The following is a 12,320-nucleotide window of genomic DNA, read 5'->3' as shown; positions in this document are numbered from 1 at the left end:
ATTATTAAAAGACACAATAATAAGATTGTCTATTTAATTAAACAGTGATAACTGATCCCGCTCCGGTAGTCCATCCAGGGAGCCATGTTCTTCCAGTATTTCAACTACTGTTTTACTGATTCTGGTCCTGTTAACCAGATCTTCTACAGAAGAAAAAGGCGCTTCTTGTCTGGTTACAGCAATCTTTTCAGCAGCACTACTTCCCAGACCCTGGAGACTAACCAGAGGGGGTAATAATCCCTTGTCTGTTAATTTAAATTTAGTAGCATCTGATTTATAGAGATCAACAGGCAAAAATTCTATCCCCCGGGCCATGGCTTCAATAACTATTTCGAGAACAGTCAAAATTCCCTTCTCCTTCGCTGTCATATCATTACCCCTGGCTTCCAGGTTCTTTTTTACCTCAATTATATGATCATATCCCTGATTTATCATATGGGCATCAAAATCATCTGCTTTAATTGTAAAGTAGGTAGTATAAAATGCCTCCGGATAATGAACCTTAAAATATGCAATTCTGAAAGCCATCATTACATAGGCTGCTGCATGAGCCTTGGGGAACATATATTTAATCTTTTTACATGATTCAATATACCAGTCAGGCACATTATGTTCCCGCATATATTGTTCTTCTTCTTCTGTTAACCCTTTTCCTTTTCTGACATGTTCCATTATCCAGAAGGATTTACCTGGTTCCAGCCCTTTTTGAATTAGATAGTTCATTATATCGTCCCGGACTGAGATAACCTCTGAAAGTCTGGCCTTCCCACTTTTAATTAAATCCTGGGCATTATTAAGCCAGACATCTGTTCCATGGGATAAACCACTAATCCTCACCAGTTCAGCAAAGGTAGTTGGTCGTGTATCAACAAGCATTTGCCTTACAAAACTTGTGCCAAACTCCGGTATTCCAAGTGTACCCACAACAGTACCTATCTCTTCAGGACTGACACCCAGAGGATCAGTACTGGAAAAGATATCCATAGTATCAGGATCATCTAAGGGTATATCATGAGGGTTTACTCCGGTCAAATCCTGTAGCATTCTTATGGTTGTCGGATCATCGTGGCCGAGTAAATCCAGTTTTAATATTCTCCCGCTTATTGAATGATAATCAAAGTGGGTTGTAATTACATCAGTCTCCTGGTCATTGGCCGGGCGCTGGATAGGACTAAAATCATGAATATCATAGGCTTTGGGAACAACCATCAAACCTCCGGGATGCTGACCTGTTGTCCGCTTTACTCCGGTACACCCTTTAACAAGCCTGTCAATCTCGGCTTTATTTAACCTTAAACCATTATCATCAAGATAACCCTTTACAAATCCAAAAGCTGTTCTTTTGGCTATAGTAGAGATGGTTCCAGCTCTAAAAACATAGTTAGATCCAAAAAGCTCTTCAGTATATTTATGGATCTCACCCTGATACTCTCCAGAGAAGTTTAAATCAATATCAGGTACTTTATCTCCTTCAAACCCCATAAATACTTCAAAGGGAATATCAAAACCATCTTTAACATACCTGGTCCCACAGTGAGGACAATTTTTATCGGGGAGGTCAGCCCCAACCCCTGTATTTTCATCATTAACAAACTCCACCTGTTTACACCGTGGGCATCGATAATGTGGGGGCAGGGGGTTAACCTCGGTAATCTCACACATTGTAGCCACCAGTGATGAACCAACTGACCCCCTGGAACCAACCAGATAACCGTCTTCCAGTGATTTTTTTACTAGTTTATGAGAAATTAGATAAATAACAGCATAACCATTATCTATAATTGCCTTTAATTCCTTTTCAAGTCTTTCCTCTATAATTGAAGGCAGGGGATCTCCATAAAGTTCATGGGCTCTCTGATAAGTCATCTTTCGTATCTGGTCGTTGGCTCCTTCAATTTCAGGGGCAAATAATCCATCAGGCAGGGGTTTCAATTCTTCAATCTGATCAGAAATTTTTGCTGGATTTTCAATAACAACCTCCCGGGCGGCTTTTTTACCAAGATACGAAAATTCCTCAAGCATCTCATTGGTTGTTCTAAAATAAAGGGGGGCCTGTTCCTCAGCTTCATCATACCCCTGACCGGCCTGGAGAACCTTTCTATAAATATCATCTTCAGGATCTAGAAAATGAACATCACAGGTTGCTACTACCGGTTTATTTAATTTCTTCCCCAGTTTATAAATCTGATAGTTGATCTTTTCTAACTCATCAATGGATTCCACTTTATTACCGACCAGAAATTTATTATTACCAGTAGGCTGTATCTCCAGGTAATCATAGAAACTTGCTATCTTTATGATTTCCCGATAGGGTTTATTATTAATTATACTCCTGTAAAGTTGACCTGCTTCACAGGCAGACCCGATTATTAGGTTTTTCCTGCACTGAATTAAATGACTTTTAAGGATTCTTGGCTTTCTATAAAAATAATTGAGGTGAGACTCCGATACCAGCCGATAAATATCCTTTAACCCCTGTTTGTTTTTGGCAAATATAACAGTATGATAAGTCGGTAATTCCCTCCAGTTTATTTTAGTCGACAGACGATTAATTCCGGGAACAGTTTCTATACCCTCATTTTTTATATTACTTAAAAAATTAATAAATATCTCGGAAGTAGCCCGGGCATCTTCAACAGCCCGGTGATGATTATCAAGCCTTACATTTAAATGTCTGGCCAGGGTATTCAATTTATGGTTAGATAAATCAGGTAACAAAGCCCTGCTGAGGGTAAGGGTATCCAGAACGGGATATGATATATCCCCCTGACCTGTTTTTTTAAGGGCCACCTGGAGAAAACCATAGTCAAAATCAGCATTGTGGGCCACAAGAATAGACCCATCTATGAATTCAAGGAAATCTCCAATAACCCCCTCAATATCAGGGGCCCTGGACACCATTTCATTGGTAATACCGGTCAGCTCAGTAATTTTGTTAGGTATACTTTCACCGGGCTTAACAAAGCTTGAAAATTCATCTATAACCTTACCCGATTTCACTTTAACGGCACCGATTTCAATGATTTCATTTTTAAATTTGTTTAACCCGGTTGTCTCCAGGTCAAATACAACAAAAGTAGCCGATTCAAGAGAAACATCAGGTGGATTTAAAATGATGGGCTCACCGTCGTCTACCATATATGCCTCCAGCCCATACAGGATCTTTATATTATGCTTTTTGCCAGCCTGATAAGCATCAGGATAGGCCTGAACCACACCATGGTCAGTTATTGCAATAGCAGAATGTCCCCATTCTGCAGCCCTTTCTATTACTTTTTCTACATCAACTACTGAATCCAGTGCACTCATCTTTGTATGTAAATGTAATTCAATCCTCTTATCATCAGCAGTATCTACTCTAACCTCGGCTTCTGTTTTTTCTATTGAATTACACATTATCACAATTTCATTACTATAGGTATCAAACTGAACACGACCTTTGACCATAACCCAGTCTTCATTATTTAATGTAGATTTAAGGTCAGATTTATCATCTATAAAAAACTTACAGGTAATTGAACTACTTCTATCAGTAACAGCAAAAATATATAAATACTTTCCCCGCCTGGTTACCCGTTCTTCCAGGTTGAAAACCTCTCCTTTAATTACTACTCCCTGTCCTTCATGTTTTACTTCTTCAATCGGGGTAATTTCTTCTGTTCTAATCCTGTTTCCAAGTATAATATTAGTATCACTACCGGACTTATGCTTCCCTCTTTTTTTCTTGTCGGTCTTATTAACTTTTTTCTTTTTTATTCTATTCAAATCGGGTTTACTCTCCGGCAGGCTTTTTAAAAAATCGCCATTTTTTATTTCAATTTTAATTTCCCTATCAAGATAATAAGATATCCGGTTTATTAAATACTTTTTGACCCTGGTGTCATTGAGGCTCTTCCAGGCAACCTTACCTTCAACTTTAATGGTAATTATATTTCTCTCATTAACCTGTAATTCAGCCCTGGAAAGCCATCCGTTAAGGTAAGTAAATTTTTTATTTACTTCTTCAACAATCTGGGGCCAGATAAACTTTATTTCTTTTTTCAGGGGTAATGGTTTAACAAACTCAACCTGAAATTCACTAAATTTTTCATCAAAATATTTTTCTTTATCCAGTTCTATATTAACATCTTCTTTTAATATACATTTTATTTTTTTAGATTTCCTGTTAAGTATTATATATCTAAAAATACTACCGAACTTATTTGATGGTTTTATTGCTACTAACATTTGACCCCATCCCCCTAAAGATTACGCCAGTTTATAGCTCTTATTCCTTCAATTTTTAATAACTCCTGATTAATTATACTTTTATCAAAATTTCTCGGTATTTTAACAATTAGTTCAACATCCATTTCACCTTCATTTGAGTTTTTCTCTATATTTACATTGGTTATATTTATCTCCTTTGAACCCAGAGTTACCCCGATCTCACCAAGAAGACCGGGTTTATCCATAACCCTACACTTTAAAATCCTGGTATTAACACTACTGACACCGAGTTCCAGTTTGGAAAGAAAAAAAAGTGTAATAAAAACAATGAGAGTAGTAATGGTACTTATTTTATAATATCCTGCTCCTGCTGCCAGTCCAATAGCAGCCACAGTCCACAGGCTGGCTGCTGTAGTTAAACCCTTGACTGAAAAACCTTCCCTGATTATTGTACCGGCTCCTAAAAAACCGATCCCGCTGACAACCTGGGCTGCTATCCTGGCCGGGTCTGCATCAGTATCAGGATATAATTCAACCATACTCAGGGAAATTACCATCAAAAGGGCTGAACCCACAGTGACCAGAATATGGGTTCTAAACCCGGCCGGTCTTTCATGCCGTTCCCGTTCCCAGCCAACCAGGCCTCCTAACAAAAGAGCCGTCAACAACCGGTATGTGATATCTAAAACATTAAACATTTATTACCACCAACTCAAATTATATTTTCTTGATAAAAACTTTTAAAATATCATAATACATCTTCATCCGGTCAATAAAGCCCCGGGCAAAACCCCTTTTCTCCTCTTTCATTAAATGGGTTAAATCTGTTAAATCTACATATTTCAGAGTTCCATATTTCTTGACGAATTTGTTAATGGCAATTTCCACTCCATAGCCGGCACTATTCAAATTGTCTATTTTTTTTATCAGTCTGGTTTTTATAGCCCTTTGCCCGGAAAGATGAGGAGAGATAAACTGGGCAAGGTCTGTTAAACCCCTGCCCTCAGAAAAAACACCTACAGTCATATCTACTTCCTCAGCGATTACCGGATTTAACAACCGATAAATATGTTCCCGGGTTAATCCTATTAAATCACCATCTAACATAAGTATAAAATCAGATTCTATAATTTCTATTCCCTTCTGGAGGGCGGCACCTTTCCCCCCATTTTCTTCCAGTCTGACTACCCTGGCTCCAGCTCCCCTGGCAACATCAGAGGTATTATCTGTTGAACCATCATCTATAACAACAACTTCATCAATTATTTCAACCTTTTTTAGGGTAGTAATTACTGGTTTTATTGTGTTTTCTTCATTATAAGCAGGAATCAGGGCACTAACTTTCATTCTGGTCCTCCTTTATATATTATATACAATAATTTATAAAAAGTTATACTGAAGTTATTATCTATACTATAAAGTATCTATCTAAAAAGTATCTATCTATTTAACATTTTCTAGTAATTTCTTTATATCCTTTATAGCATCTTCAACAGATATTTCATAATCCTGGCCTGTTCCCCTGACCCGTGCTTCAATTACTCCTTTATCCAGAGACCGGGAACCAATAGTTAATCTCAGGGGAATACCGATCAGGTCAGCGTCATTAAATTTTACCCCGGCTCTTTCATTACGGTCATCAAGAAGTACTTCAATATTATTATCTTTAAGTTCTAGATAAAGCTCTTCGGCTCTTTTATTTACCTCATCTCCCTTTCCAAGGGGTAAAATAATTACCTGATAGGGGGCAATAGCTTTAGGCCAGATAATTCCATGTTCATCATGGTTTTGCTCTATTGCAGCAGCAACTAATCTGGTAACACCTATCCCGTAACTCCCCATAACAATTGGCTGCTCTTTTCCATTTTCATCAAGATAAGTAGCCCCCATGCTTTCACTATACTTGGTTCCCAGTTTAAAAATATGTCCTACCTCTATTCCCGATTTTATCTCAATTGTACCCTCACAATGGGGACATTGGTCACCTTCTTTAACCTTCCTTATATCGAGGTATTTTTCTACACTGAAATCACGTTCAGGGTTAACATTGATAAAGTGATAATTTTCTTCATTGGCGCCGCATATTCCATTGACAATATCTTTAACTTTCCTATCAGCAATAATCCTGACATTTTTTAGACCAATGGGCCCAACATAACCGGCATAACTATTATAATACTGTGGAAAATCTTCATCAACAACAGGGGTGAGTTCTATAACATCCAGGTAATTAATTAATTTAACCTCATTTAATTCATCATCACCCCTGACCAAGGCAAGGACTGGCTCTCCATCAGCTAAATAAGCTACAGCTTTGATCATCTTTTCGGAAGGCATTTTTAAAAATTCAACCAGCTCATCTATCTTTTTCTTCCCGGGTGTTTCTACCTTTTCCAGGGGTTTAATTTCCTCATTTTTCTCGCTTTTTACATATCGGGCTTCCGCTCTCTCAACATTGGCAGCATAATCACATCTGTTACAGAAAGCAATGTCATCTTCACCTGATTCAGCCAGCACCATAAATTCATGGGAATCCTTACCCCCCATGGCACCAGTGTCGGCTTCTACAGCCCTGACCTCTAGACCACATCTATTAAAAACTTCAGTATAGGCTCCATACATTACCTGATAACTCTTATCCAGACCCTCATAATCTCTATCAAAACTATAGGCATCCTTCATTATAAATTCCCGACTTCTCATTAAACCAAACCTTGGCCTTATTTCATCCCTTACCTTTGTTTGAATTTGATAAAGGTTTAAAGGCAGGTCTTTATATGATCTAATTTCATCCCTGACAAGGTCTGTAATTACTTCTTCATGGGTGGGGCCGAGGCAATATTCCCTACCTTTCCTGTCTTCAAATTTAATCATCAGGGGTCCAAATTTTTCCCACCTGCCAGATTCTTTCCAGAGGTCTGATGTATGAATCACCGGCATCAATACTTCCTGGGCACCACTCTCATCCATAACTTTCCTGATTATACCTTCAATCTTTTTAATTACTCTATATCCCAACGGTAGAAAAGAATAAACACCTGCTGTTAAATTCCTTATAAGCCCTGCTCTGAGCATTAACTGGTGGCTTACAACCTCAGCTTCTTTAGGAACTTCCTTTAAAGTAGGTATATAAAGGTTTGACATGCGCATATAGATCACTCCTTATATTATCTTATTTTATTTATTTCTTCAAGCAAACAATCTAATAGTTCATCTTCCTTAACTTTTTTTATTAATTTACCCTTTTTAAATATAATTCCTTCCCCTTTACCACCGGCAATACCTATATCGGCATCTTTAGCTTCACCGGGTCCGTTAACGGCGCAACCCATAACTGCAATCGTCAGGGGTTTTTTCAGGGAACTTACCTTTTTTTCTACCTCTTCAGCAAGTTTTATTAAATCAATCTCGGTCCGGCCACAGGTAGGACAGGAAATAACAACAGGACCACTCTTTCTTAAGTTTAATAATTTTAAAATCTGCCAGCCGACCCTGACTTCTTCCACCGGGTCTCCGGTCAGGGAAACCCTGAGGGTATCACCCAGTCCCTCTAATAAAAGGGCTCCAATGCCAATCGATGATTTGATTGTACCCGACCAGGGTGTTCCAGCTTCAGTAATACCTATATGGAAGGGATAGTCAACCTTTTTAGCCATTAAATGATAGGACTCAACAGTAGTCCAGATATCAGTAGATTTTAAGGAAATTATAATATCATAAAAACTATGTTTTTCAAGGATGTAAACATGTTTTAAGGCACTTTCTACCATTGCTTCTGCTGTGGGCCCCCCGTATTTTTCAATTAATGATTTTTCAATAGACCCAGAATTTACTCCTATTCTGAGGGGGATACCGGCCGTTTTAGCAGCCTCAATGACTTTAACTACCTTCTCCTCACTCCCAATATTACCGGGGTTTATTCTTATACCATCAACCCCCTGATGTATAGCTTCCAGGGCCAGTCTATAATCAAAATGAATATCAGCTATAAGGGGTATACTAATCCTCTTTTTTATCAATGAAAGCTTCCGGGCAGATTCCATATCGGGAACGGCAACCCTTATTATTTCACATCCTGCTTTTTCAAGCCTTTTTATCTGTTTAACTGTAGCGTTGACATCAGCGGTTTTTGTATTTGTCATAGATTGCACGGTAATTGGGGAATCCCCACCTACCGGAATATTGCCATAATATATTTTTCGACTTTTTCGTCTCATCAAACCACCTATCTTCTATGACAACTTTCACAGTTATCGTCACAATCTTTTATTTCATCCTGAACAAGCCTGTCCAGGTTTTTTACCTTTTCGAGGGCTTTCTCAAATGATATCTCAAGATTATGGTGTTTACCCCCTTCTCTAGCATCCAGGTCATCTGCCTCCATTATCAATCTTTGTAACGGGGTTAACTCAATATTCCTGGTTATAGGGCTTGAACCACTGTGAAATAATATAGCCAGGGCAATTTCCCTGGCCTTACCCAGGTGTTCACCTTTCAAGGTTAATAACTCGTGGGCGCGTTCCGCCCCTTTAATGGGATGAATGTCAAAATAGTTATATGATTCATAATCCCACTCACCATGTTCTTCCCAGTTAGTATGTCCGATATCATGGAGAAGCCCAGCTTTTGTGGCTAAATCAGGGCATATTCCACGCTCAATAGCCAGTTTAAAAGCATTTTCTGCAGTTTGTACAGCATGTCGAAATCCGGCGTTGGGTAAATGCTTTAAAGCAATACTATCTGTTAATAAAGATTCTAGGGTAACCTTATACAAATACTACACCTCCAGTGAAACCATTCAAAACCATGTTCTCATAATATCTTTATATATAACAAAAACCATTAATACCATCAATAAGACAAAACCAATCAAGTGAACAAATCCTTCTTTTTCAGGGTCAACCGGTTTACCCCTGACTACCTCAACCAGAATAAATACAATCCTCCCTCCGTCAAGGGCAGGAAAAGGCAGGAGATTAAGAATACCAAGATTTATACTGATTACAGCCATTAAATTGAGGAGGTTTAAAAGTCCAACTTTAGCTGCCTGACCAACCATATTTGCTATCATAATCGGTCCGGCTAATTCGGCAGAAGTCTCTCTGGTTATAATTTTTACAAAAGCCATTATCGTATTTGAAAATACATACCAGGTTTGATAAAACCCCATTTTTATAGATTTTGTGAAACTGACTTTTTTCATAATCAATTCAGGATAAATCCCAATGACCCCTGTTTCGGTATTCTCATTAAAGTCAGGTATCAGGGTCACTTCTCTGATCTCATTGTTTCGTATGTATTTAATCTCCAGCTTTTTTCCAGGAGAACGGTGTATAATTGACGCCATCTCATCCCAGTTTTCAACCCTGGTACCGTTTATTTCTATAATTTTATCCCCCGGTTCAAGACCGGCCTCTGCCGCCGGTTTTTCAGGAACTATCGTACCGATTATAGTAGTACTGGAGCTATCAACAGGAATACCATAAATTGAAAACATTAAAATGAAAAGTAATACGGCCAGCATAAAGTTCATAAAGGGGCCCATAAAAATTACAGCAAATCGCTTAATGGGTGATTTCTGAAAAAAACATTCCCCCTTCTCCTTGGCATCTAAATATATTTTTCGTTCTTCTTCGGTCATTTCTTCATCTTCAGGAAACTCTCCCGTCATCTTACAGAATCCCCCCAGAGGCAGAGCCCTGATAGAATAAACAGTCTCTCCCTTTTGACGGGAAAAAAGCCGGGGACCATATCCAAGGGCAAATTCTTCAACCCTGATACCCGCTTTTTTGGCAGTAATATAATGACCAAACTCATGAATAAAGATTAATATTCCTAAAACAATTATAAAGCTTATAATAGTTGTTAACATTGTCCAGTTACCTCCTTAGCCCTGGCCCGGGCCCAGTTATCAACCTCTATTACATCTTCCAGGTCCGGAGAAGAAATTATCTGATGGTTTTCCATAACCCGCTCTATTACCACCGGTATTTTATCAAATGTAATCTTTTCATTCATAAAGGCAGAAACCGCTATTTCATTAGCGGCATTTAAGACAACAGGCATAGTCCCTCCCTGTTGCCCGGCTTCATAGGCAAGTTTTAGAGCCGGAAACTTTACGGTATCCGGTTTTTTAAAAGTAAGATAACCAAGTTCGGTTAAATCTAGTCTTTTAGCTAAACTTTTTACCTTCCGGGGATAGGTCAATACATACTGGATCGGCATCCTCATATCAGCCGACCCCATTTCAGCTATAACTGATTTATCTACAAACTCTACCATAGAGTGAATAATACTTTCAGGATGAACAACTACATTTATGTTATGATATGGTTGTCGAAAAAGATAATGGGCTTCTATAACTTCTAACCCCTTATTCATCAGGGTAGCTGAATCTATGGTTATCTTGCCACCCATATCCCAGTTAGGGTGTTTAAGGGCATCTTTTACGGATACATCTTTAAACCTCTCCCGGGGCAATTCTAAAAATGGTCCCCCCGAGGCTGTCAGGATTAATCTTTCAACCTCTTTATCATTATGTCCGTTTAGCAACTGAAATATTGCATTATGTTCACTATCAACTGGTAAAACCCGCCCCTCTTCGTTTAAATAACTCTTTATAATCTCGCCTCCGATAACCAGACTCTCCTTGTTGGCAAGACCAAGGGTATTCCCTGACTGCAGAGCAGCAACAGTCGGTTTTAAACCAACCGCACCGACCAGGGCATTTATAACCAGGTCAGCCTCTTCAAGAGAAGAAATGGTTATTAACCCTTCCATACCACTTAAAACCTCAGAAGACATATCACTCAATCTATGTTTAAGCTCCAGGGCTGCCCTTTCATTCATCATAACAAGATAACGGGGTTTAAACTTTCTAGCCTGTTTTTCAATTAAACCAGTACTTTTATTGGCACTTAAAGCCAGAATCTCCCACTGGTCTTCAAGATGGGAGAGAACTTCAAGGGTCTGGGTTCCGATTGAGCCAGTTGAACCCAGGACAACTAATTTCTTTTTCATTATTTCACCCCTTTATTTTTTTATCAGGTGGTATAATTTCTGCATTAATCAAAGCCTTAATAATTACTAAAATAGCAGGACCCATAATAAAACCAATCATCCCCATAACCCGGTAACCAACATACAGGGCTATCATAGTAGCCAGTGGGTGCACACCAAGATTGTCCCCCATTACCTTCCCTTCAGCTCCCTGTCTTACTGCAGCCATCAATGTATAAACTACCAATAAGCCAAAGGCATAACTTAAATTTCCCATGATCATATTATAAATAATCCAGGGTATAAATATTAAGGCAGGACCAATGATTGGTATTAAATCAAGCAAGGCTGAACTTATACCAATTATTAGAGCGTAATGATTACCGATAATAGCCAGACCTACCCCTGATATTATTCCTGTAATTGTAATTAATATTAATTCAGCCCGGATAAAGCCCATGGCTGAGTTTATAAGCTCCTTTTCAACTTTAAAGACTTTGGGTTTTAATTCCCCGGGAAACAATTTCATTATAAATTGATTTATTTTATCTTTATCCCTGCTAATAAAATATGTAGCAATAAAACTTAAAAATAGAATTGTTAATAACATAGGAAGTTTGCCCAGGAGGTTTAAAGTTCCATTAATTCCTTTTACCAGACCGTTTTTTATGGCATTATAGATCATCTGAAGATTGTTGTTAAGTGCATCTTTAACAGAAGGTGAAATATCAAGCTCCTGAATAAACTCCTGAAGCCTGTAATTTTGTTGGACTATCCAGTGGAATTTACTCCCGAAGGTACTGTAATCAGGCAAATTTTGGAGTAATCTGTTTAATTCAAGATAAATCTGGGAGACCCCCAGGATAATAATAAGAACCAAAATACTGATTAACAGGACCAACACTATAATAACAGCTAAACCCCTGTTGACAGGTATCTTCTCATCAAGACGATCAACCACAGGATTTATTAAACTTGCCAGAATTGCTGCAATTATAAACGGGCTGAAATATATAAAAAAATATTTTAATAAAATAACCCCGATTACAAAAACAACACTATATATTAATAACCTTTTTAACCATTTTTCCATAATAACCCCTCATTTCAGG

The 12,320-nt window shown here is 38.2% G+C and carries 9 protein-coding genes; all 9 read right to left on the bottom strand.

Annotation, left to right across the window (positions count from 1 at the left end; genetic code table 11):
• Nucleotides 1-33 precede the first annotated feature (33 nt).
• The 9 genes from HORE_RS04110 to ytvI all read right to left on the bottom strand — a co-directional run bounded on the left by HORE_RS04110 (nt 34) and on the right by ytvI (nt 12,301).
• Nucleotides 34-4,227, bottom strand: a complete 4,194-nt coding sequence (locus HORE_RS04110; RefSeq protein ID WP_012635725.1) for a PolC-type DNA polymerase III — start codon at nt 4,225-4,227, stop codon at nt 34-36.
• Between the two features lie 14 nt (nt 4,228-4,241).
• A complete protein-coding gene (locus HORE_RS04105; protein ID WP_012635724.1) occupies nt 4,242-4,907 on the bottom strand; it encodes an MgtC/SapB family protein in 666 nt (221 codons plus the stop codon).
• A gap of 19 nt (nt 4,908-4,926) precedes the next feature.
• Nucleotides 4,927-5,556 (bottom strand): glycosyltransferase family 2 protein, encoded by a 630-nt coding sequence (locus HORE_RS04100; protein ID WP_012635723.1) that lies wholly within the window; start codon nt 5,554-5,556, stop codon nt 4,927-4,929.
• Between the two features lie 96 nt (nt 5,557-5,652).
• Nucleotides 5,653-7,359, bottom strand: a complete 1,707-nt coding sequence (locus HORE_RS04095; protein WP_012635722.1) for a proline--tRNA ligase — start codon at nt 7,357-7,359, stop codon at nt 5,653-5,655.
• 17 nt (nt 7,360-7,376) lie between these two features.
• On the bottom strand, nt 7,377-8,426 hold the full coding sequence (gene ispG / locus HORE_RS04090) for a flavodoxin-dependent (E)-4-hydroxy-3-methylbut-2-enyl-diphosphate synthase (protein ID WP_012635721.1): 1,050 nt from the start codon (nt 8,424-8,426) through the stop codon (nt 7,377-7,379).
• 8 nt (nt 8,427-8,434) lie between these two features.
• Nucleotides 8,435-8,983, bottom strand: a complete 549-nt coding sequence (locus HORE_RS04085) for an HD domain-containing protein (protein WP_012635720.1) — start codon at nt 8,981-8,983, stop codon at nt 8,435-8,437.
• Nucleotides 8,984-9,007: 24 nt separating this feature from the next.
• Nucleotides 9,008-10,081: an RIP metalloprotease RseP gene (gene rseP, locus HORE_RS04080; RefSeq protein WP_012635719.1), complete on the bottom strand. Its 1,074-nt coding sequence runs from the start codon at nt 10,079-10,081 to the stop codon at nt 9,008-9,010.
• Nucleotides 10,075-11,229, bottom strand: coding sequence for a 1-deoxy-D-xylulose-5-phosphate reductoisomerase (locus HORE_RS04075; protein ID WP_012635718.1), 1,155 nt, complete (start codon nt 11,227-11,229; stop codon nt 10,075-10,077). The genes rseP and HORE_RS04075 overlap by 7 nt, the downstream gene beginning before the upstream one ends.
• A gap of 4 nt (nt 11,230-11,233) precedes the next feature.
• Nucleotides 11,234-12,301 (bottom strand): sporulation integral membrane protein YtvI, encoded by a 1,068-nt coding sequence (gene ytvI, locus HORE_RS04070; RefSeq protein ID WP_012635717.1) that lies wholly within the window; start codon nt 12,299-12,301, stop codon nt 11,234-11,236.
• Nucleotides 12,302-12,320: the final 19 nt, after the last annotated feature.

Source organism: Halothermothrix orenii H 168, assembly GCF_000020485.1.
GTDB lineage: Bacteria > Bacillota > Halanaerobiia > Halanaerobiales > Halothermotrichaceae > Halothermothrix > Halothermothrix orenii.
The sequence above is the reverse complement of the archived record's forward strand: the minus strand, read 5'-3'. Positions and strand labels throughout refer to the sequence as shown.

Bases quoted from the DNA above. Each gene is read 5' to 3' on its own strand.
- HORE_RS04110 (WP_012635725.1), bottom strand. From the start codon at position 4,227: ATGTTAGTAGCAATAAAACCATCAAATAAGTTCGGTAGTATTTTTAGA.
- HORE_RS04105 (WP_012635724.1), bottom strand. From the start codon at position 4,907: ATGTTTAATGTTTTAGATATCACATACCGGTTGTTGACGGCTCTTTTG.
- HORE_RS04100 (WP_012635723.1), bottom strand. From the start codon at position 5,556: ATGAAAGTTAGTGCCCTGATTCCTGCTTATAATGAAGAAAACACAATA.
- HORE_RS04095 (WP_012635722.1), bottom strand. From the start codon at position 7,359: ATGCGCATGTCAAACCTTTATATACCTACTTTAAAGGAAGTTCCTAAA.
- ispG (WP_012635721.1), bottom strand. From the start codon at position 8,426: ATGAGACGAAAAAGTCGAAAAATATATTATGGCAATATTCCGGTAGGT.
- rseP (WP_012635719.1), bottom strand. From the start codon at position 10,081: ATGTTAACAACTATTATAAGCTTTATAATTGTTTTAGGAATATTAATC.
- HORE_RS04075 (WP_012635718.1), bottom strand. From the start codon at position 11,229: ATGAAAAAGAAATTAGTTGTCCTGGGTTCAACTGGCTCAATCGGAACC.
- ytvI (WP_012635717.1), bottom strand. From the start codon at position 12,301: ATGGAAAAATGGTTAAAAAGGTTATTAATATATAGTGTTGTTTTTGTA.